This is a genomic window from Rhodovarius sp., assembly GCF_040399605.1.
GTDB classification, from domain to species: domain Bacteria; phylum Pseudomonadota; class Alphaproteobacteria; order Acetobacterales; family Acetobacteraceae; genus Rhodovarius; species Rhodovarius crocodyli_A.
Genome location: NZ_JBBARU010000032.1, coordinates 14,088 through 34,330, shown reverse-complemented (window position 1 = coordinate 34,330; position 20,243 = coordinate 14,088). Strand labels below are relative to the sequence as shown.

The 20,243-nt window shown below is 66.9% G+C and carries 17 protein-coding genes and 1 pseudogene; 8 read left to right on the top strand and 10 right to left on the bottom strand.

From position 1 onward, the window contains the following. Nucleotides 1-488: pseudogene (locus ABWP84_RS10170) on the bottom strand (ribonuclease E/G); the annotation flags it as partial. Nucleotides 489-1,084: 596 nt separating this feature from the next. On the opposite strand from ABWP84_RS10170, the gene ABWP84_RS10165 reads away from it, so the two are divergent. Beyond that, nucleotides 1,085-1,882: an N-acetylmuramoyl-L-alanine amidase gene (locus tag ABWP84_RS10165; protein ID WP_353211910.1), complete on the top strand. Its 798-nt coding sequence runs from the start codon at nucleotides 1,085-1,087 to the stop codon at nucleotides 1,880-1,882. A gap of 88 nt (nucleotides 1,883-1,970) precedes the next feature. Beyond that, complete coding sequence (locus tag ABWP84_RS10160; protein ID WP_353211909.1) at nucleotides 1,971-4,484, top strand: PBP1A family penicillin-binding protein; 2,514 nt, start codon at nucleotides 1,971-1,973, stop codon at nucleotides 4,482-4,484. A gap of 430 nt (nucleotides 4,485-4,914) precedes the next feature. On the opposite strand, the gene ABWP84_RS10155 is transcribed toward ABWP84_RS10160, so the two are convergent. The 7 genes from ABWP84_RS10155 to ABWP84_RS10125 all read right to left on the bottom strand — a co-directional run bounded on the left by ABWP84_RS10155 (nucleotide 4,915) and on the right by ABWP84_RS10125 (nucleotide 12,583). Beyond that, the gene (locus ABWP84_RS10155; protein ID WP_353211908.1) at nucleotides 4,915-5,928 is read right to left on the bottom strand and encodes a C-terminal binding protein; all 1,014 of its coding nucleotides are present in this window, start codon (nucleotides 5,926-5,928) and stop codon (nucleotides 4,915-4,917) included. Between the two features lie 10 nt (nucleotides 5,929-5,938). After that, nucleotides 5,939-7,498 carry a serine hydrolase domain-containing protein gene (locus ABWP84_RS10150; RefSeq protein WP_353211907.1) on the bottom strand — a complete coding sequence of 520 codons (1,560 nt, stop codon included), beginning with the start codon at nucleotides 7,496-7,498 and terminating at the stop codon, nucleotides 5,939-5,941. Nucleotides 7,499-7,576: 78 nt separating this feature from the next. Beyond that, complete coding sequence (locus ABWP84_RS10145; protein WP_353211906.1) at nucleotides 7,577-7,774, bottom strand: DUF465 domain-containing protein; 198 nt, start codon at nucleotides 7,772-7,774, stop codon at nucleotides 7,577-7,579. Between the two features lie 83 nt (nucleotides 7,775-7,857). Continuing rightward, a complete protein-coding gene (gene ispG / locus ABWP84_RS10140) occupies nucleotides 7,858-8,973 on the bottom strand; it encodes a flavodoxin-dependent (E)-4-hydroxy-3-methylbut-2-enyl-diphosphate synthase (RefSeq protein ID WP_353211905.1) in 1,116 nt (371 codons plus the stop codon). Between the two features lie 110 nt (nucleotides 8,974-9,083). Further along, nucleotides 9,084-10,265: a RodZ domain-containing protein gene (locus ABWP84_RS10135; RefSeq protein ID WP_353211904.1), complete on the bottom strand. Its 1,182-nt coding sequence runs from the start codon at nucleotides 10,263-10,265 to the stop codon at nucleotides 9,084-9,086. Nucleotides 10,266-10,334: 69 nt separating this feature from the next. Beyond that, on the bottom strand, nucleotides 10,335-11,342 hold the full coding sequence (locus ABWP84_RS10130) for a nitronate monooxygenase (RefSeq protein WP_353211903.1): 1,008 nt from the start codon (nucleotides 11,340-11,342) through the stop codon (nucleotides 10,335-10,337). Next, entirely contained in the window at nucleotides 11,339-12,583 is a 1,245-nt protein-coding gene (locus ABWP84_RS10125; protein ID WP_353211902.1) for an aspartate kinase, read from the bottom strand. The genes ABWP84_RS10130 and ABWP84_RS10125 overlap by 4 nt, the downstream gene beginning before the upstream one ends. A gap of 53 nt (nucleotides 12,584-12,636) precedes the next feature. Between ABWP84_RS10125 and ubiG the strand changes: the two genes are divergently transcribed. Beyond that, entirely contained in the window at nucleotides 12,637-13,323 is a 687-nt protein-coding gene (gene ubiG / locus ABWP84_RS10120) for a bifunctional 2-polyprenyl-6-hydroxyphenol methylase/3-demethylubiquinol 3-O-methyltransferase UbiG (protein WP_353211901.1), read from the top strand. Here ubiG and ABWP84_RS10115 read toward each other — a convergent pair. Further along, complete coding sequence (locus ABWP84_RS10115; protein ID WP_353211900.1) at nucleotides 13,313-14,797, bottom strand: M81 family metallopeptidase; 1,485 nt, start codon at nucleotides 14,795-14,797, stop codon at nucleotides 13,313-13,315. The two genes, ubiG and ABWP84_RS10115, sit on opposite strands and share 11 nt — an antisense overlap. A 121-nt stretch (nucleotides 14,798-14,918) precedes the next feature. On the opposite strand from ABWP84_RS10115, the gene ABWP84_RS10110 reads away from it, so the two are divergent. Then, entirely contained in the window at nucleotides 14,919-15,881 is a 963-nt protein-coding gene (locus ABWP84_RS10110; RefSeq protein WP_353211899.1) for a succinylglutamate desuccinylase/aspartoacylase family protein, read from the top strand. Between the two features lie 6 nt (nucleotides 15,882-15,887). Here ABWP84_RS10110 and ABWP84_RS10105 read toward each other — a convergent pair whose 3' ends face one another. Further along, on the bottom strand, nucleotides 15,888-16,673 hold the full coding sequence (locus tag ABWP84_RS10105) for a gamma-glutamyl-gamma-aminobutyrate hydrolase family protein (protein WP_353211898.1): 786 nt from the start codon (nucleotides 16,671-16,673) through the stop codon (nucleotides 15,888-15,890). A gap of 160 nt (nucleotides 16,674-16,833) precedes the next feature. On the opposite strand from ABWP84_RS10105, the gene ABWP84_RS10100 reads away from it, so the two are divergent. From ABWP84_RS10100 to ABWP84_RS10085, 4 genes are all read left to right on the top strand, one after another. After that, entirely contained in the window at nucleotides 16,834-17,301 is a 468-nt protein-coding gene (locus tag ABWP84_RS10100) for a heme-binding protein (RefSeq protein ID WP_353211897.1), read from the top strand. Between the two features lie 131 nt (nucleotides 17,302-17,432). Further along, nucleotides 17,433-18,635, top strand: coding sequence for an aspartate aminotransferase family protein (locus ABWP84_RS10095; RefSeq protein ID WP_353211896.1), 1,203 nt, complete (start codon nucleotides 17,433-17,435; stop codon nucleotides 18,633-18,635). Next, nucleotides 18,632-19,573: an ornithine carbamoyltransferase gene (gene argF / locus ABWP84_RS10090; protein WP_353211895.1), complete on the top strand. Its 942-nt coding sequence runs from the start codon at nucleotides 18,632-18,634 to the stop codon at nucleotides 19,571-19,573. The genes ABWP84_RS10095 and argF overlap by 4 nt, the downstream gene beginning before the upstream one ends. Before the next feature lies 1 nt (nucleotide 19,574). Then, the gene (locus ABWP84_RS10085) at nucleotides 19,575-20,150 is read left to right on the top strand and encodes an HDIG domain-containing metalloprotein (RefSeq protein ID WP_353211894.1); all 576 of its coding nucleotides are present in this window, start codon (nucleotides 19,575-19,577) and stop codon (nucleotides 20,148-20,150) included. Nucleotides 20,151-20,243: the final 93 nt, after the last annotated feature.

The window sequence follows — 20,243 nt, the reverse complement described above, 5'->3', positions numbered from 1 at the left end:
TCCGAAGCAGCCTCAGCCAGCGGGGCGTCGCTGGCCATAATCTCGCCCGCCTCGGCCGCAGCCTCAGGGATGGCCTCTTCCAGCGCCTGGGCCAAGCCTTCCTCGGCCGTGCGGCGCTGCTCGGCAATGGCGAGCTTGCGGGCCCGGCGCTCGGCGGCGCGGGCGGCCTGGCGCTCCTCCTCCTCGGCCTCCTCGCGGGCCTCGGCCTCCTGCATCTCGATCAATTTCTGGCGATCAGCCACCGGAATCTGATAGTAATCCGGGTGGATTTCCGAAAACGCCAGGAAGCCATGGCGATTGCCACCATACTCCACGAAGGCGGCCTGCAGGCTGGGCTCCACCCGAACCACTTTGGCCAGGTAGATATTGCCCTTCAGAGGAAGGCGATTGGCCGCCTCGAGGTCGAATTCCTCAAGCCGTGAACCATCCATCACCACCACGCGGGTTTCTTCCGCGTGGGATGCGTCGATCAGCATCCGCTTGGTCATGTGTTAAAAACTCCGCGCCGAGGCGGCACAATGGCGCGCGCACAGGGCTGCAATGGGTCGGTGGGACCGAGATGGAACGGCAATGTTGCGTCCGGCAAGCCATGGCGGCGTTGCGCAATCCTTGTCTCGGGCGGAACGGGGAACCGTTCCTGGGAATTCGGGCGACCGCGTCGCAATTGACGGCGCCCGGCATGCGTTGCGCCCCGTCCCGCGCAGCAGGCTGCATGGACAAGCCCACCATCGGGCAGGCGCGCGATGGCGGCCAAGGGCCCGAAACGCTCGGCCCTTCGGGGGCCATCTGCGGAACCGGGCTCAGGGCCGCTTTCAGGCAGGGCGCAAGGCGGGGCGGGTGCCGGCGAAATCGGGTTCATACCCGAAGGCCGAAACATTTCGCGCAGCGCTCCCACCTTCGGGGCAAGACCGCACGGCCACATCCAGCGCCCCGCGAAAACTATCACCAGGGCACTACACCATAACAGGGTAGGCCAGTCGGGCAATAGCTGAATCAACATCAGGCACAGAACGCGAACATTTTTGCTGCACAACGCATCAACATTGTATAGGGTCACTCTGTCGCACGGGGGGTGCGGCATTGCATGACGTCACGCCGCTCGATCCTGGGCGCCGCCCTGGCGGCAGCCTGCACCGCATCTGAAGCCATGGCGCAACGCCGCCCGCCCGGCGAGGAGCGCCGCGCCGCCCTGCCGCTCATCGTGCTCGACCCTGGCCATGGCGGGGCAGACCCAGGCGCCATCGGCGCCGCCGGCACCCAGGAAAAGCGCATTGTCCTCGCCATGGCGCAGGAGCTGCGCCGCAGGCTGCAGGCCAGCGGCCGCGCCCGCGTCATCCTCACCCGCGAGCGGGATGTCTTCGTCCCCCTGGCCGAGCGTGTGGCCATTGCGCGCCGGGCCCAGGCCGCGCTCTTCCTTTCCATCCATGCCGATAGCGCGCCCCCGGGCCATGCCGGCCAGGCCCGCGGCGCCAGCATCTATACCCTGGCCGAAACCGCCACCGACACCTTCTCCGCCGCCCTCGCCCGCCGGGAAAATTTGGCCGATCAGGCCGGCGGCCTGCGCCTGCCCTCGGTCTCACCCGATGTGCAGCGCATCCTGCTCAGCCTGATGCGCGCCGAAACCAGCCAAGGCAGCGAGCGCGTGGCCAGAAAGACCGTCCAGGCCATGCAGGGCGATGTGCCGCTTTTGACCAACCCCCATCGCCGCGCCGGCTTCGTCGTGCTCAAGGCGCCCGATGTGCCCAGCGCCCTCGTCGAGGTGGGCTTCCTCTCGCACCCGATGGATGAGGCCATGCTCAACCGCCCCGCCTGGCGCGCTCGGGTGGCGGCTTCCCTGGCCGAGGGCCTGCATGCCTTCCTCGGCCGGCGGGTGGCCACATAGCGCCACCCGGCTTTGCGCTATGCGAAGCCACCACATTCAGTGCTAAAGGCCCCCGATGCAGCCCCCGCCGCTCCAAGCCGGTACCCCCATGGCCACCCCCTCGCTGAACCCAGAAGCCGCAGCGCCGCAGGGGCCGGCCGCGCCGCCCCCGCCGGCCGCGCCGCGCCGCCGGCGGTTTCGCGGCTTTGGCATCTTCCGGCTGCTCCTGCTGCTGGCCGCCGGCACCTCCCTGGTCGGCGCCGTGGCCGGCTTTGGGCTCTACCACCAATTGCAGGCCGCCCTGCCCGATTACCGCTGGCTGGCCGATTACCAGCCGCAGCAAATGTCGCGCATCTACGCCGCCGACAGCCAATTAATGGCCGAACTGGCCAATGAGCGCCGCGTTTTCGTCCCCATCGAGGCCATACCCGCCCGGCTGCAACAAGCCTTCATCTCCGCCGAGGACCAGCGCTTCCGCGAGCATATGGGCATCGACCCCGCAGGCATGGTGCGTGCCGTGGTCACTTGGGCGCAGACCTATGGCTCCGGCCGGCGCATGCAGGGTGCCTCCACCATCACCCAGCAGGTCGCCAAGAACATGCTGGTCGGCAGCGACCGCACGATGCTGCGCAAAGCGCGCGAGGCGCTGCTGGCACTGCGCCTCGAACGCACCCTCAGCAAGGAACGCATCCTCGAAATCTACCTCAACGAGATCTTCATGGGCGCCCAGGCCTATGGCGTGGCCGCCGCAGCACAGGCCTATTTCAACAAGGCGCTGGATGAATTGACCATCGGCGAGATGGCCTTCCTCGCCTCCCTTCCCAAGGCCCCCAATAATTACAACCCCTTGCGCCACCCCGAGCCGGCCCGCATCCGCCGCAACTGGGTGATCGAGCGCATGGCCGAGGATGGCGCGATCACCGCCGCCGAAGCCCAGACGGCACGCGCCGAAACCCTGCTCGCCCGCCCCACCCGCCGGCCCGATACCGTGCCGGTCGGCCAACACTTTACCGAGGATGTGCGCCGCGAACTCATCACCCGCTTTGGTCCCGAACAGGCGGCCGGCGGCGGCCTCGTGGTGCGCACCTCGCTCGACCCCGCCCTGCAGGCCGCGGCCGAGGAGGCGCTGCGCCGCGGCACCATGGCCTATGACCGCCGGCGCGGCGGCTGGCGCGGCCCGGTGGGGCGCATCCCCTTCGGCCCCAGTGAATGGCAGGCCTCGCTGGAGGCCATGCCCCGCGCCCCCGGCGCCTTGCCCGCCTGGCGCCAGGCCGTGGTGCAAAGCGTGACCAATAGCGAGGCCCGGGTGGCTTGGCTGGAACGCGCCAATCCCCGCGTGCCCTGGGAGGCCCGCAGCGGCGTGATCGACCTCGCCGATACCGCCTGGGCCCGCCCCATTCTCCCCGGACCAGCCCAGGCAGGCCTGCGCCTGGGCGCCGCCCCGCGCCGCATGAACGATGTCCTAACCCCCTCCGATGTGGTGCTGGTCGAGCCCAACCCGGCACGGCCGGGCCGCGTCCTGCTGCGCCAATTGCCCGAGGCCGAAGCCGCCATCGTCGCCCTCGACCCCGCCACCGGCCGCATCCTCGCCATGGCCGGTGGCTGGAGTTTCGAGCGCAGCCAGTTCAACCGGGCGTCGCAGGCGCTGCGCCAGCCTGGCAGCTCCTTCAAACCCTTCGTCTATCTGCCCGCCCTCGAGGATGGCATCCCACCCAATCAGCGCTTCTTGGACACCGCGGTCGAAATCCCAACGCCGCAAGGCGTCTGGCGGCCGGGCAATTACGGCGGCGGCTCATCGGGCGCGGCAGTCACCATGCGCTCGGCGCTGGAGCGCAGCCTCAATTTGGTGACGGTGCGCATCGCCCAGCAGGTCACCATGGCCCGCGTCTCTGATGTGGCGAACCGCTTTGGCGTGATCAACAACATGCCGCCCTACCTCGCCATGAGCCTCGGCGCGGGCGAGACCACGGTGGTGCGGATGGCGTCGGCCTATGCCAGCTTCGTCAATGGCGGCAGGCGGGTGGAACCCAGCCTGATCGACAGCGTGCAGGACCAGCGCGGCCGGGTGATCTGGCGCGGTGACCAGCGCGCCTGCCAGGGCTGCGATGGCGGACCAGACAGCGCCCCCCCCACCCTCGCCGAAAACCGCCGCCAAATCGCCGACCCCATCGCCACCTATCAGATCGTGAACATCCTCCAGGGCGCGGTGCAGCGCGGCACCGGCGGGCGCGCCGGCCAGGGGCTGAACCGCCCAGTGGCAGGCAAGACCGGCACGACCGATGACTACAAGGACAATTGGTTCGTCGGCTTCACGCCAGACCTGGTGGTGGCAGTGTGGTTCGGCTTCGACGAACCGCGCAGCCTGGGCAATAACGAGACCGGCGGGCTGAACGCGGCGCCGATTTTCCGCGATGTGATGGAAGCCGCCCTGCGCGGCTCCCCCCCCGTGCCCTTCCGCGCACCGCCCGGCGTCTCACTGGTGCGGGTCACGCTCGACAATGGGCAAAGCCTCATGGAAGCCTTCCGGCCGGGTACGGAAAACGCCGCCCAGCCGGTGGATGGCACGGCCTCGGGCGCGGGCGCGGCATCGCGGGTGGAAAGCGGCCTGGGCGGGCTTTACTGAGCCAGCGCCAATCAGCCCCGCCACCAAAGCCGAGCAGGCGTGGCGAAAAAGAGCGAAAGGGCTTTGCCCTTTCGCGCTCTCCCACCAGGGTCGACATGTGTGTCGACGATTTTCCTGGACCTTTGATGAATATTAAAATCAATAATTGATCGAAGGTGCAGGAAACTAAGTTTCCTGCTGGGGTGCTCGAGGGGCAAAGCCCCTCGATCTTGTTTTCCCCCGCTGCTCGTTTTGCAGCCGCCTGTCCGATATTGAGCCCCCGCACAGGCGCGGCCGAACCCGGATTTTCATTGACAATTTAGGCTAAAAATCCCAATATCCCATTCGCTGTTTGAAACCCGCATCCCGGCCTCAACACCACATGTGGTGGAACAACCGCGCCACCACACCACCCATGGTATTTGTCCGAATACAACACAAATCGCCGCCCTCAGTCGCTCTCCGGCGCAATCACATTGGTCTGCAGCCCCAGCACCAGCACATCGCGCACCGTCTCAATGCCCTTCAGCCGGATATCATCCCAGGCCTCGGGGGTGTGAAACGCGCTATGCGGGGTGATCACCAGCCGGCCCTGCAGCCAATCCTCCCGGGCGCGATAGGCTCGCATCAGGCTCGGCACCGGCTCCACCGGCGGCTCCACCGGCACCACATCCAGCCCGGCCCCGGCAATATGGCCCGAGCGCAGCCCAGCCTCCAGCGCCTCAAGGTCCATAATCGGCCCGCGCGCCGTGTTCACCACCACTGCGCCCTTGGGCAGCGAGGCCAGCTCCGCCGCCCCCACCAGGCCGCGGGTCTTGCGCGTCAGCGGCGCATGAATGCTCAGCACATCCGCCTGCTCCATCAGCGCCGCCAGCGAAGGCGCCCGCCTGATGCCCAAGGCCCGGTCCACCCCATTGGGCAGGAAGGGGTCAAAAAACACCACGTCAAAACCAAAAGCCTTGGCCCGCAGCGCCACCGCAGTGCCAATCCGCCCCAGCCCCAGCACGGCAAAACGCTGCACTGAAAGCCTACGGATCAAGGGCGTATTGATCACCCCCCAATGCGCAGGCGGGTTCGCCCGCTGCGTCTCATGATGCAGGAACAGCCCCCGCCGCAGCCCCAGCGCCAGCGAAATGGCATGATCCGCCACCTCCTCAGTGCCGTAATCGGGAATATTGCACACGGTGATCCCGCGCCGGGCGCATTCCGCCCGGTCCACCCGGTCATACCCCACGCCCATGCGCACCACCACGCGCAGCTTGGGAAACCGAGCCAATTGCGCCGCCGGCACCGCCATGCGCAGCGTCATCAGCGCATCGGCCTGCTCGCACAGCGCATCGGGCAATTCATCCAGCGCCGCCACGGCAGCGCCACGCACCACCCGCGCACCCCCGGCCAGCACCGGCTCCTCCACGCTATTATCGGGGTAAAGGCCTTCCGGCTCCAGAATTGTCAGCACCGACACTCATCTCCTCTTACACGCGCTCGAAGCGAAATCCCCAGGCGCGGGCGCCACTGGCCACCAGCGTGGTGACCTCACCGGCATCATCGCGCTCAAACCGCACATCCCACCAGGGGTCATACAGCCGGCCCGGCATATGAAACCGGGCCAGATCCTGGCCCAGCCCCTCAATGCGAAACGGCCCCGCCTTGGCCAGCGGCCCGTCAATCCGCCAGGTGCCATCCCCCGCCAAGTGCCAGGCGGTGTCCAGATCGGCACAGTGAAACCGCCCGGCCAAATCCGGCCCCGGCCCCGGCTCCACCCGCCTCAACCGGCTGCTATGGCCGGCATCGCCATGCAACACATGGCCGCCATCACGGGCTTCCAGTGCGAAGCGGAAGCCCCCGCGCAGCGCATGCAGCCGGCCATCCTGGCGCGGGCCCAGGGCAAAGGCCACGCCATGCTGCCGCGCCATCGGCCGCCCGGCCTCATCCAGCCAAAGGTCGAGCGACACGCCCTCCTCGGTCACATGGCAACCGCTGGGCAGCGGCAGCGCCGCCACCGGGTGGAGCACCGGCTCGGCCTCCAGCGCCGCCTCCAGCACCGCCATGCCCATCGCCCCGGCATCCAGCCCGCCATGATTGGTGATGACAATCACCGTCAGCCGCCGCGCCGGCACGCGCATGAAGGCGGTCTTGAAGCCAGGCCACAGCCCGCCATGCGAGACCAGCTTCAACCCGCGCCAGTCATCCACCTCCACACCCCGGGCGTAGCTATTCATGGTGCCATTGGTGAAAGGCGCCAGCACCTCCATCTGCGGCTCCAGCACGCCCCCGCCCAGCAGGTTCAGGCTCAGCGCCCGGGCCCACAGGGCGAGGTCCTCCACGCCCGAGACCATGCCCCCCTCCCCGCCCAGCGCAAAGCCATGCCCGGCACGAACAAAGCCATCCCCGCTGGGCATATAGCCCGTGGCCAGCCCCTCGACCGGGGTCATCACATCGGGGGTGTGGCAGGTGCGCGTCATCCCCAGCGGGCGAAAAATTCTGTCTTGCAGGAAATCCGCCAAGGCCATGCGCGATACGCGCTCTATCACCTGCCCCAGCAGCCAGAAATTGGTATTGGAATAAAGAAACCGCGCACCGGCGGGGAAATTCACCCCCTCGCTGCGGGCAATCGCCCGGTCGATCTGAGCCGCCGGCACTGAATGGCTGAGATCCACCCCGCCGGCGCGCAGCAATTCCAGCATGTCGCGCAGGCCAGCGGTGTTACGCATCAATTGGTCAAGCGTGATATGCCCGGCCCAGCCAGGCAGCCCAGGCAGGTATCGCCCCACCGGGTCACGCACCGAGAGCATGCCCTCCGCCGCCAGGATCAGGATGGCGGCACAGGTGAATTGCTTGGAGACCGAGGCGATGCGAAAGCAGGTTTGCGCCGTGATAGGCTGGCGCAATTCGATGCTGGCCATGCCCGATTGGCGGCGCAGCAGCAATTCCGCATCGCGGGCCACGCCCACCGCGACACCCGGGCCTTCGTCATGGGGAACAAGCAACAGGCCGACGCGGCGTTCAAGCCGCAACATATCCAAGTCCCGCATGTGAAGTCTCCCGATGAGGCGAGTGAAGCACGGCACGGGGTTTGAGGCTATGGCATTGATCGTATTGCGCCCGGAACGTCAGGCGATGATATCGGGCACCAGTTTGCGCTCGATCCAGGTGATCTCGTCACGCAGTTTCAGCTTGCGCTTCTTCAGCCGCTGCAATTGCAACTGATCCACGATTGAATCGCCCATCCGGAAGATCACCGTGTCGAGATCACGATGTTCGCTGCGCAGTTCGTGCAGCCGGCGCAGCAGATTCTCTTGATCTTCCAAATTACATCCCCGATCCGACCGGTCAGATAATCGATCGGCCGGCGGTTACAACGAAAACGTCATAAAGGCGAGGGCGCATCGCCTCAGACCGCCTCGCTCTCGGCCAGCGCATTCTGGGCGAGTTTTTCCTCCACCAGCTTCACCAGGTGCTCCACCATCTCATCGCTTGAGGTGGTGTGGCTCTGCTTACCGGCGGCATAGACCATGTGGCGGCCAGCGCCGCCGCCGGTCAGGCCGATATCGGTCATCAGCGCCTCGCCCGGGCCATTGACCACGCAGCCGATGATGCTCAGCGTCAGCGGCGCGGTGATATGGGCGAGCCTGTCCTCGAGCTTCTGCACCGTGCGGATGACATCGAAGCCCTGCCGGGCGCAGGAGGGGCAGGAGATGACCTTTACCCCGCGGTTGCGCAGGTTGAGGGCTTTCAGAAGCTCCCAGCCCACCTTCACCTCCTCCTCCGGCTCGGCCGAGAGGGAGACGCGCAGCGTATCGCCAATGCCGGCCCAAAGCAGGTTGCCCAGGCCGATGGCCGATTTTACCGTGCCGGTACGCAAGCCCCCGGCCTCGGTGATGCCGATATGCAGCGGGTGGTCGCATTGGTCGGCCAGCTGCTGATAGGCCGCCACCGCCAGGAACACGTCGGACGCCTTCACGCTGATCTTGAACTCGTGGAAATCATTCTGCAGCAGATGATCGGCATGCCACAGCGCGCTTTCCACCAGCGCATCAGGGTTAGGTTCGCCGTATTTCTCCAGCAGATGCTTCTCCAGCGAGCCGGCATTGACGCCAATGCGGATGGAGCAGCCATGGTCCCGCGCCGCCTGGATAACCTCTTTCACCCGCTCGGCGGAGCCGATATTGCCCGGGTTGATGCGCAGGCAGGCGGCGCCAGCCTGGGCTGCCTCGATGGCGCGTTTATAGTGGAAATGGATATCCGCCACGATGGGGACATTCACCTCGCGCACGATCTCGGCCAGGGCCGCCGTGCTCTCCTCATCGGGGCAGCTCACCCGCACGATGTCCACCCCGGCCATCTCGGCCAGGCGGATCTGGGCAATGGTGGCCGCCGCGTCCGAGGTGAGGGTATTGGTCATGGTCTGCACCGAGATCGGCGCATCGCCCCCCACCGGCACCCGCCCGACATGAATCTGGCGCGATTTGCGGCGCTCGATATGCTGATAGGGCCTGTAGCTGCTCATCAAGACGCTCCTGAAGTCCGGGCCGCGCGGTGCGGCCCAGGGCATTTGGTCGCCGCGATCATATCAAGCCTGGGTGGGGGCAGCATAGGGGCTGTCTGCCCCCCCAGGGTTCAGCGCGGCGCCGCCGGCGCGGGGGTGGGGGGCGTGGCGCCCTGAGGCCGCGGCGGCGAGGTGCTGGCTGGGCCCGGCGTGGAGGGCCCTGAGGTGGCGGGCCCAGGCGCGGCCGAATTGGGCGCGGCCGTATTGGGCGCGGTGACGCCCTGGGGCCGTGCCGGCGCGGTGTTGGCCGGAGCCGGCGTGGTTGGAGCCGAGCCGGGGGCGGTCGGCGTGCTGGCCGAGGGCGTGGTGGTTGAGGGCGTGGGCGGCGTTGTGGTCGCCGCCGGCGTGGGACGTACCGGCTGGGTGTGGCGCTGCATCACATTGTCGAGTTGCAGAATTTGCCTTCCGGGTGTGGTGTTCAGCAAGCCAGCCGTGACCTGGCCATCGATGAGCAGCTCCACCGCCGGCGCGATGGCGATATTGGCGGAGAGCCCCGGCTGGTTGGGCGGGGTGAAACTCTCGCCGGCGCGGAATACCCGGGCGACGATGGGGGCTGCGCCCTGGTTGCTGGAGCGCACCTGCACCCAGCTCTCGGCCTTGAAGCGGAGCGTGATGCGGCTGACATCGGTGGGCGAGAGCACCACCGGCGGCGGCGGCGGGGTTGGCACCACGATGGGCACCTGCACCGGCGTGGGCAGGGTGACGGTGGAGGTGGGCAGCGCATTGCCACTGGCAGCAAGGCCCGGCACCGCCAGGGGTGGCGGCCCCGCCGCGGTGCCTTCACGCGCGGCGCGCTCAAGCCGGGGCGGCACGGCGGGGATGGCATCCACCGTGCGATTCGACGGGCTGGACCAGTTTGACCAGCCAATATAGGCGCCAATGGCCAGCACCGCGCCCACCAGCACCAGGATTCCGGTGGGCATGCCGCGCTCGGGCACGGGCTCAGGGAAGATCAGATCATGCCGCCGGGGCACAGCCGGGCCCGCACTGTCGCGGAAGCGGCGGACCATCTCATCGGCATCCAGCCCCAGCGCATTGGCGTAGTTGCGCACGAAGCCCCAGGCATAGGCCGGGCTGGGCAGGTCGCGCATGCGGCCTTCTTCGAGGGCGACGAGATAGACGCGGCGGATGCGCAGCGCCTGGCTCATATCCTGAATGGAGAGACCTGAGGCCTCTCGCGCGTCGCGCAGCTCCTCACCAACACGCGCGGCATCAGCGCTAGGCGGGGCCTCGGCTCGATTGAAGCGTTTCATGGTGAATGACACAGCGCCATGTAGCCTATGCCGCACTGCGGAAGGAAGGGGGCTCGGACAGGGATTGGTTCATGCGCCGGACCGTGCGGCCAGAGCAGCCTCGGCCTGGGCGATGATTTCGGCGATGATCTCGGCCACTGGCTGTTCACGCGTGACCATGCCAACGGATTGGCCGGCCATGAGGCTGCCATTCTGCACATCGCCCTCGACCACCGCGCGGCGCAGCGCGCCGGCCCAGAAATGCTCGATATCGAGCTGGGCGGCCTCTTTCGTCAGTTCGCCGGACTGAAACCGCGCCAGGGTCTCGGCCTGGTGGCGGATAAAGCGCTGGCTGCCTTCGTTCTTCAGCGCGCGCACCGGGATGACGGGGAAATTCTCGTCAAGCTGCACGGTGGGCACGGCATCACGCGCCGAGGCGCGGAAGAAGGCCTTCTTGAAGTTTTCATGCGCGATGCTCTCGGCGGCGCAGGCGAAGCGGGTGCCCATCTGCACGCCGGCAGCGCCCATTTCCAGATAAGCCAGCATGGCCTCACCCCGGCCGATGCCGCCGGCAACGAAGACCGGCACCTCGCGGATGACCGGCAGAATTTCCTGTGCGAGCACGTTGAGCGAGACCGGGCCGATATGGCCGCCGGCCTCACTGCCCTCGATCACCAACGCGTCCACATCCATGCGCACCAGCTTCTTGGCCAGGGCCACGGCGGGGGCGAAGCAGATGACCTTCATGCCGCCGGCCTTGGCGGCCAGGATGGCCTCACGCGGCGGAATGCCGCCGGCGAAGACCAGCACCGGCACCTTGTGGCCGATGCAGACATCGACGAGTTCCATCAACTGCGGGTGCATGGTGATGAGGTTCACGCCGAAAGGGGCATGGGCCAGCGCCTTTGTTGCGGTGATCTCCTCATCGAGCCGCGTGGGCTGCATCGCACCACAGGCGATGACGCCGAAGGCGCCGGCATTGGACAGGGCCGCCACCAGATTGCGCTCGGAAATCCAGCTCATGGCGCCGCCCAGAATGCCGTAGCGTGCACCCAGCACAGCGGCGCCACGCGCCATCAGGCCATCGAGGGCGCTCATTGGCCTTCACCGGCCGCGGGAGGCTCGTCGCCATCGAGGCCAAAGCAGGTGTGCAGAGCGCGCACCGCCAATTCCTTGTATTCGGCGGCGACCAGGACACTGACCTTGATCTCGCTGGTGGAGATGACCTGGATGTTGATGTTGCGCTCGCTCAGCGCCTTGAACATCCGCGCCGCCACGCCGGCATGGCTGCGCATGCCGATGCCGACCACGGAGATTTTTGCGACAGCCGGATCGGTCAGGACTTCCTGGTAGCCCAGGGCTTCGCGGACATCTTCGAGCGCCACGCGGGCCTGCGCCAGATTGCCCCGGCCGACCGTGAAGGTCATGTCGGTGGTGCCATCGGCGCCTAGATTCTGCACGATCATGTCAACATTGACATGCGCCTCGGCCAGGCGGCCGAAGAGGATGGCGGCGACACCTGGCCGGTCGGCCACACGCCGCAGCGTCACCTTCGCGTCATCCACCGAATAGGCCACACCGGAGACCACCAGCTTTTCCACGATCTCGTCCTCTCCAACGACCAGCGAACCTGGCTTGTCTGCGAAACTGCTCAATACCTGAATGCGCACGCCATGCTTTATCGCCATTTCGACGCTGCGGGTCTGCAGCACTTTGGCACCGACCGAGGCGAGTTCCAGCATTTCCTCGAAGGAAATCTTTTCCAGCTTTCTGGCCCGCGGGACCACACGCGGGTCGGTGGTGTAGATGCCATCCACATCGGTGTAGATGTCGCAGCGATCGGCCTTGATGGCGGCTGCGATGGCGACCGCCGAGAGATCACTGCCGCCACGGCCCAGCGTGGTGACGCGGCCATCGGCGGTCACTCCCTGGAAGCCGGCGATGATGGGCGTCTCGCCCCGGGCCATGGCGGCGAGGAGTTTTTGGCCATCGATGCTGTCCACCCGGGCCTTGGAATGGGCGTCATCGCTCAGGATGGGGATTTGCCAGCCCTGCCAGGAGCGCGCGGGCGTGCCCAGGCTTTGCAGGGCGATGGCCAGGAGGCCGATCGTCACCTGCTCACCGGTGGCGACCACCACATCATATTCGGCGGTGTCATGCAGCGGGTTGAGGTCGTTGCACAGCTTCACCAGATGATTGGTGGTGCCGGACATGGCGGAGACCACCACGGCGACCTCATCGCCGGCGTCACGCTGTTTTTTCACCAGCCTCGCCACATTGCGGATGCGGTCTAGGTCTGCGACGGATGTTCCGCCGAATTTCATCACGATCTTTGGCATGATCTCAGGATCGGTCCAGGGTGGGCCGCTCCCTTAAAGGCAGCACAGGACGCATGCAAGGCACGGTCATTCCCTCGGAAATCGCCAAATTCGACGGGCTCGCGGCTGAATGGTGGGACCCGCGCGGCCCGATGGGCCCGCTGCACGCGATGAATCCGGCCCGCACGGGGTGGATTTTGCAGCGGATGGAGGGGCAGAGGGTGCTCGATATCGGCTGCGGCGCTGGGCTGGCGAGCGAGGCGCTGGCCCGCGCCGGCAAGGATGTGGTGGGGCTGGACCGTGCGGCGGCCGCACTCGCCGCCGCGCGCGCCCATGCGGCGGCGGGGCGGCTGGCCATTGATTATCGGCAGGGCGGCGTGGAGCAGGTGGCTGATTTGCCGCTTTTTGACGCCGTGGTGGCGCTGGAGGTGGTGGAGCATGTGGCCGATGTGCAGGAATTTCTAGCCGATGCGCTCTCGGTTCTGCGGCCGGGGGGGCGGTTGTTTCTCTCCACCTTGAACCGCACGCCGAAGAGCCTGCTGGTGGCGAAATTCGGCGCGGAATATGTGGCGAGGCTGCTGCCGGTGGGCACGCATGATTGGAAGCGGTTTCTCAAACCGGCGGAATTGGCGGCGCATGCCCGGGCGGTGGGAGCGCTGGTGACCGATATCGCCGGGATGGCGCCGATGGCTGGGATTGGCGATTGGGGCATCAGCCGCGATGTCGGGCAGAATTATATCGCCATGGCGATCAAGGGGTAGGGTCTATTGGGAAGACCGGGCGGGGCAGGCGCTTCCAGGCGAAGCGGCTGAGCACCGGGCTGGTCAGGCCCGGGGCGTCGACTTCGAGGATGCGCTCATTGGGGGCGAATTCGGCGAAACCGGCGCGGAAATGGCCGCGGCTTTTCAGCACCACGACGCGGGCGGCGGCGATGTCGATGCCGTGCATCTCCAGCGTGCGAGGCTCATGGCATTGCCGGCGCAGGCTGATGACCACCACCTCCAGGCCGCTGCCCTCCAGCGTCAGCCTTGCGGCGGGGCCTAGGTTGAATTGGCGGCCGGCCATATTGCCGCGTCGGCCTTGGCCCTTTCCGTCGGTCAGCATGGTCACCCGGGCGCGGGCGGTGAAGGGGAGGCTGAATTCGCTGGGGTCTCGGTTGAAGCGGGCCTCGAAGAGCGCGCCTTCGCCCAGGGCATGGGCCTCGGCGGCCAGGGCGGGGTCGACGAAAAGGCCCAGCACCACGGAGGGGATGGCGGCCTCGTGCAGGGCCTGGAGCAGCCAGGCGGTGTTGCCCCGGCCGCCGCCGCCGGGGTTGTCGGCCACATCGGCGAGGATGAGGGTCTGGCTGGTGGTTTTGGCGCGGGTGAGGGCTGCGTCCAGGCTGGTGAGATTGGCGACGTAGCGGTGGCGCTCATTCCAGGCGCGGCTGGCCAGTTGCTCGACGGCGGCATCGGCTGCCGCCTGGCTGCGTGCGGTGGCGCTGACCGTCATGCCGCATTTGGGCAGGTCGCTGAAGACGAAGCCGCCGGTCACGCTGGCATTGAGGACTTCGCCGCCCATCAGCGCCTCGGCGTCCTGGATGAGGTCGGCATAGGGGCCCTCGGCGGTCAGCAGGGTGACGGAGGGGGGCGTGATGGCCAGGCGGCGGAAGGCCTTGAAGACCCGGGTACCGCTGAGCAGCAGGCGGAGCATATCGGCGGCCTCGGCGGCGCGGGCGGCCATGTCGATATGGGGGTTGGTGCGATAGGCGATCAGGCTGTCGCAGGCGGCGACCAGGCGCTCGCTCACATTGCAGTGAAGGTCATGGGTGACCACGATGGGCACGCGCGGGCCGACCACGGCGCGAATCATGGCGAGGAGGCTGCCATCGCTATCCTCATCGCCGGTGGCGCTGCTGGCACCGTGGCTGGCGACATAGACGGCATCGAGCGGCAGGGCGGCGAGCAGCCCGCTGCGCGCGGCGTCGAGCATGCGCAGGAACAGCGCCTGGTCGATCGGCCCGCCCGGCGGGGCGGCCCAGATGGCGATGGGTTGTGGGGCCCAGGGGCCGGTTTCGTCCATGCGGCGATAGAAGCCGGCCATTTCGGCGGGGAGATGCGAGGTCTCGGCCCGGGCAAGGCGGGTGATGGTCTCGCCCTCTTCCCAGCATTGGGCGCGGAAATCCGCCTCCAGCGTGGGCGGCGCGAAGGCATTGGCCTCCAGATGCAGCCCCAGAATTCCGACCCTTGGCACCATGACCTGACCCCCAATTGCGCAGCACCGGTTCGCCATTACACTGCCCTGGAGGAAGACCAGGATCGCGCACACTGAACCAGCCCAATACCCTGCCGAAACCTTGCCAGGAAAGCGAGACCACGTGGCGGGCGCGCTGAACGAGGCATTGACCGCGCTGGCCGCCGGTGGCCCGGGGCCGCGGCTGCCGGTGCATATTGCCGCGCCGGATATTCGGCGCTGGATGGATGGCAATGCGGCGCGCGGCGCCTGGAGTTTTGCCGCCGAGGCGCCGGGGCCGCATGTCTGCGTCGTAGCCCTCACCCATGGCAATGAGATTGGCGGCGCGGTGGTGCTGGACCGGTGGTTGCGGCATGAATTGCGGCCGGTGGCGGGGCGGTTATCGCTGATCTTTGCCAATCTCGATGCCTATGCGCGGTTTGATGCGCAGGACCCAACGGCGAGCCGGTTTTTGGAGCAGGATCTCAATCGGGTTTGGGACCCTGAGATGCTGGATGGCGCGGGGCGCTCGGCGGAATTGCGCCGGGCGCGGGTGCTGCGGCCGCTGCTGGACAGCGCCGATGTGGTGCTCGACCTGCATTCCATGCTCTGGCCGGCCGATCCGCTGCTGCTGGTGGGGGCTCCTGGCTCCGAGGGGTTGGCGCTGGCGCTGGGCGAGCCTGGGTTGGTGGTTTCCGACCCGGGGCATGAGGCCGGGCGGCGGCTGATTGATTATGCCGCCGAGGCGGGGCAACGCGGTGTGCTACTGGAGGCCGGCAATCACTGGGAGCGGGAGACTGTCGCGCTGATGGAGCGTGTGGCCCGGCGGATGTTGGGGATTTGCGGTGTGCGGCCGGCGATGGCTGCCCCGATTGGCCCACCGGCGCGCCTGGCGCGGGTGACAGAGGCGGTGACGGCGCGCGGGGCGGATTTCGCCTTCACCCGGCCGTTTCGCGGCGGCGAGGTGATTGGGCAGGCGGGAATCTTGATCGCGATGGATGGCGGAGCGGAAATCCGCACCCCGCATGACAATTGCCTGCTGGTGATGCCCAATTTGCGCGCCGCACCGGGGATGACGGCGGTGCGTTTCGCCGCTTTTGTGGGATAGTTCCGGCTATTCGGCGGCGGCCTGCAGCGGGGCGCGGCGCTTTTCTTCCGCCCAGGCGGTGCAGGCGTGGCGGAAGGCGACGAAGATGTCATGCGAGAGGCTATCCCGCTCCCAATCATATTCGGGGTGCCATTGCACGCCATGGGCGAAGCTCTTCGCACCTTCGACGCGTACGGCCTCGACCGTGCCATCGGGTGCCCAGGCTTCGGCCACCAGGCGGGGCGCCAGGTGCTGCACGCCCTGGTTGTGCAGTGAATTGACCGGAATCCGGTCCCTATTGCCGGCCAATTGGGCCAGCAGCGTGCCGGGCAGCAGCGAGACATCATGCGCCTTGGCGGTGCGCGAGAGGGCGATGTGCTGGTCGGAGGGGGTGGAGTGGTCGATACGGTCGGGCAGGTCCTGGATGCGCTGGTCCAGGCTGCCGCCGAGAGCGACGTTGAGCTCCTGCATGCCGCGGCAAATGGCGAGGATGGGCACGCCATGCTCGATGGCGGCGCGGATGAGCGGCAGGGTGGTTTCGTCGCGCCGCAGATCCTCGGGCGTGCCCTCGGCATGCGGCGGGCCGCCGTAATATTCGGGCCAGACATTGGAGCGGCTGCCGGTGAAGATCAGCCCATCGACCCGCGCCAGAATCTCGGCCACGCAATCGGGGCCGAAGCAGGGCAGCAGGATGGGAAGGCCACCCACGGGGCCGAGCACGACCTTCACGTAACTGTCAGAGGCTGCGTGGTTGGGCGTGTTGAACATGCCGAACCCTTTTACGCAGCAGGAAATGCCGATCAGCGGCCGCATCGTTGAATCCTGGCAGCAAGAAATTGCAATATCGTGAACCTCCCCCCCTCTTGTGGCGCAATCAAGGCCTTAAATTCACGCGGCTGTGGCGTGGGCAGCGCTGGACAGGTTTTTCGCGGGCCGCCAAACAGGCGCGAGATAACAAATCGGAGAGACTGCCTTGGCCCAGCCCGCACACCCCGCCGCCATCAATGGCCTCACCCTTGCCCAGGCCGAGGTCATCGCCAATGCGGCTTTGGCCAAGGGCCATGCCATGGGCTTTCTGCCGCTGACCGTCTGCGTGATCGATGCTGGCGGGCATATGAAGGTGCTCAAGCGCGAGGATGGCTGCTCCATCGCGCGGCAGGATGTGGCGCATGGCAAGGCCTATGGCGCGATGGCGATGGGTTTTGGCACGCGTGAATTGGCGCGCCGCGCCGCGGGCGCCCCGGGCTTCACCAATGCGCTGAGCGACCTGACGGGTGGGCGCGCCGTGCCGGTGCAGGGCGGCGTGCTGGTGCGCGATGCGAATAACGTGCTGCTGGGCGCGGTGGGGATCAGCGGCGATACCTCGCCCAATGATGAGGTGTGCTGCATTGCCGGGATTGAGGCGGCGGGGTTGGCGCCGGATACGGGTGACCCGGCGTAAGCGAAAACATCATACCACCCGCGCGTCTTGGGCTTTGACGCGCGGCAGGTTTTCCCCAATAGTGCGTTGCTTTCGCCTCGATGGAGCAATTCCGCCCCCTCGCGCGGAATGCCCTCGGGAGAAATTCCAGCGTGATCCCCGCCCTGATGCCCACCTACAACCGTGCCGACCTCGCTTTTGAGCGTGGTGAAGGTGCTTGGCTGTGGACGACGGACGGCCGACGGTACCTGGATTTCGGCGCCGGCATTGCCACCTCCTCCATTGGCCATGGCCACCCGCATCTGACCCGGACCATCGCCGAACAGGCGGCCAAGGTCATGCATGTGAGCAACCTTTATCGGGTGCCGCAGGCCGAGCAATTGGCCGCGCGCCATGTCGCCGCCTCCTTTGCCGATAGCGTCTTCTTCTGCAATTCCGGCGCCGAGGCGAATGAGGGGATGGTCAAGGCCGTCCGCAAATACCACGCCGAGAATGGCAGCCCGGATCGTTTTGGCGTGATCTGCTTCGAGGGCGCGTTTCACGGCCGCACCCTGGGCATGCTCTCGGCCACCGGCAATGAGAAATACCTCGCCGGCTTCGGCCCGGCGGTGCAGGGTTTCACCCATGTGCCCTTCGGCAATATGAACGCGGTGCGCGATGCCATCACGCCGGGCATTGGCGGCATCATGATCGAGCCGGTGCAGGGCGAGGGCGGCGTGCGCCCGGCCGATCTGCGCTTCCTGCAGGAGCTGCGGGCGGTTTGCGACGAATACGGGCTGCTGCTGGCGCTCGACGAGGTGCAGACCGGCATGGGCCGTTCCGGAAAACTCTGGGCGCATCAATGGGCCGGCATCGAGCCGGATGTGATGAGCGCGGCCAAGGGCATTGGCGGCGGCTTCCCGCTCGGCGCCGTGATGGCCAAGGAAAAGGTGGCCAAGCACCTCAAGCCCGGCACCCATGGCACCACCTATGGCGGCGGGCCGCTGGCCTGCGCTGCGGGCAATGCGGTGCTGGATGTGATTCTGGCCGATGGGTTCCTCGCCCAGGTGGACGGGATTGCCCGCAAGCTTTGGCACGGGTTTTTGGCCTTGCAGGCCGCCAATGCTGACATCATTGAGGATGTGCGCGGCGCTGGCCTGTTACTGGGCCTGAAACTCCGCCCGGAATTCTCCAATGGTGATGCCCAGACGGCCGCGGTGGCCGAGGGGCTGCTGACGGTGGCGGCTGGCATGAATGTGCTGCGCGTGGCGCCGCCGCTGATTATTGGTGAGGCTGAGGTGGACACGGCGCTGGAAATGCTGGAGCGCATGTGCCGCCGGCTGCGTCCCTCACAGGCCCAGGCGGCGGCGAAGTGAGTGCGGCGCTAAAGCCGGTGCCACCGCCAGGGCCACGGCATTTTCTTGAGCTGATGGATATCGACGCGCTGTCGCTGCGCCGAATGCTGGAGTTGGGCAATCGCGCCAAGCGGGGCGAGTTGCTCGAAAAGCCGCTGGCCGGCAAGCATATCGCGATGATCTTCGAAAAACCCTCCACCCGCACGCGGGTGAGTTTCGAGGTGGGTATCCGCCAGTTGGGCGGCGATGTGGTCACGCTGTCCAGCAAGGATACGCAGCTGGGCCGTGGTGAATCCCCGGCCGATACGGCGCGGGTTTTGTCGCGCTATGTCGATGCCATCATCCTGCGCACCGACCGGGTGGAGAAGATGCGCGAATTGGCGGAATTCGCCACCGTGCCGGTGATCAATGGCCTGACCGATGTCTCGCATCCCTGCCAGTTGATGGCCGATGTGATGACCTTCGAGGAGCATCGCGGCCCGATTGCCGGCCAGGTGGTGGCCTGGACGGGCGATGGCAACAACGTGGCGCAGAGCTTTATTCAGGCGGCGGCGCGGTTCGATTTCACCCTGCGGGTGGCCACACCGCCGGAGCTGGCACCCAATGCCGAGTTGATTGCCTGGGCGCGCGGCCAGGGCGCGCGCGTCGAGCTGACCAATGATCCGTTCGAGGCCGTTTCCGGCGCGCGCTGCGTGGTGACGGATACCTGGGTCTCGATGAGCGACGACAAGGCCTCCGCCCGGCAGCGCCACAATATGCTGGCGGGTTATCAGTTGAATGCGAAGCTGCTGAAGGCGGCGGCGTCGGACGCCATCGTGATGCATTGCCTGCCGGCGCATCGCGGCGAGGAAATCACCGATGAGGTGATGGACGGCCCGCAAAGCGTGGTGTTTGACGAGGCGGAGAACCGGCTGCATGCCCAGAAGGGTGTGTTGTTATGGGCGCTGGGGTTGGCGTGAGATGTTCACGCTGACAGAGGGCACGGGCAACCAGCGGGCCGCCGTGCGCACCTGGCTCGCCGGGCTGGATGCCGTCAGTCCAGAGACAGCCGAGCGCATTATCACTGCCTGGGTCACCACCTGGACCTCCAGCCTCTATGCGGCGCTGGAGGATATTCCCTTCTCGGCCAATGCGCCCGGCTATCCGCTGATGCGCCACATCAATGAGGTGACCGAGGCTGGCCGGGCACTGATGCCGCGCGCGGTTCAGGATTGGGGCAGCGCCATCGATCCCGAGATCATGCTGCCCATTCTCATCCTGCATGATGTGGACAAGCCACTGCTCTCCTCGCGCGACGCGGCAGGCATGGTGCAGAAGACCCCGCTTGCCAAACGCATGCCGCATGGCGTGGTGGGGGCGATGCTGCTGCGTGACCTCGGCTTTCCCCAGCAGGTGATTGAAACCGTGGCCACCCATGCCACCGATGCGCCCTTCCATGGCGATACGGCGGAGGCGCATATCCTGCATTACGCTGACCTCTTCGCCGCCGACCATGCCCTTCGCAGCCAGGGGGCGGTGCCGTTCTATCGGCGTTAGAGCATCATCCGTTCAAACGGAATCGTTTGAGCGGATAAAAATGCTCGACAAACAAAAGGTTAGAGCCTGTGCAGTGCGCCAAGGCGAATGGAA

What these genes read in the sequence shown, in the direction of transcription:
- ABWP84_RS10085 (WP_353211894.1), top strand. Translation starts at nt 19,575, where the DNA reads ATGTTCACGCTGACAGAGGGCACGGGCAACCAGCGGGCCGCCGTGCGC.
- ABWP84_RS10130 (WP_353211903.1), bottom strand. Translation starts at nt 11,342, where the DNA reads ATGAGCGCCCTCGATGGCCTGATGGCGCGTGGCGCCGCTGTGCTGGGT.
- ABWP84_RS10105 (WP_353211898.1), bottom strand. Translation starts at nt 16,673, where the DNA reads ATGCGGCCGCTGATCGGCATTTCCTGCTGCGTAAAAGGGTTCGGCATG.
- ispG (WP_353211905.1), bottom strand. Translation starts at nt 8,973, where the DNA reads ATGAGCAGCTACAGGCCCTATCAGCATATCGAGCGCCGCAAATCGCGC.
- ABWP84_RS10115 (WP_353211900.1), bottom strand. Translation starts at nt 14,797, where the DNA reads ATGGTGCCAAGGGTCGGAATTCTGGGGCTGCATCTGGAGGCCAATGCC.
- ABWP84_RS10135 (WP_353211904.1), bottom strand. Translation starts at nt 10,265, where the DNA reads ATGAAACGCTTCAATCGAGCCGAGGCCCCGCCTAGCGCTGATGCCGCG.
- ABWP84_RS10165 (WP_353211910.1), top strand. Translation starts at nt 1,085, where the DNA reads ATGACGTCACGCCGCTCGATCCTGGGCGCCGCCCTGGCGGCAGCCTGC.
- ABWP84_RS10125 (WP_353211902.1), bottom strand. Translation starts at nt 12,583, where the DNA reads ATGCCAAAGATCGTGATGAAATTCGGCGGAACATCCGTCGCAGACCTA.
- ABWP84_RS10160 (WP_353211909.1), top strand. Translation starts at nt 1,971, where the DNA reads ATGGCCACCCCCTCGCTGAACCCAGAAGCCGCAGCGCCGCAGGGGCCG.
- ubiG (WP_353211901.1), top strand. Translation starts at nt 12,637, where the DNA reads ATGCAAGGCACGGTCATTCCCTCGGAAATCGCCAAATTCGACGGGCTC.
- ABWP84_RS10150 (WP_353211907.1), bottom strand. Translation starts at nt 7,498, where the DNA reads ATGCGGGACTTGGATATGTTGCGGCTTGAACGCCGCGTCGGCCTGTTG.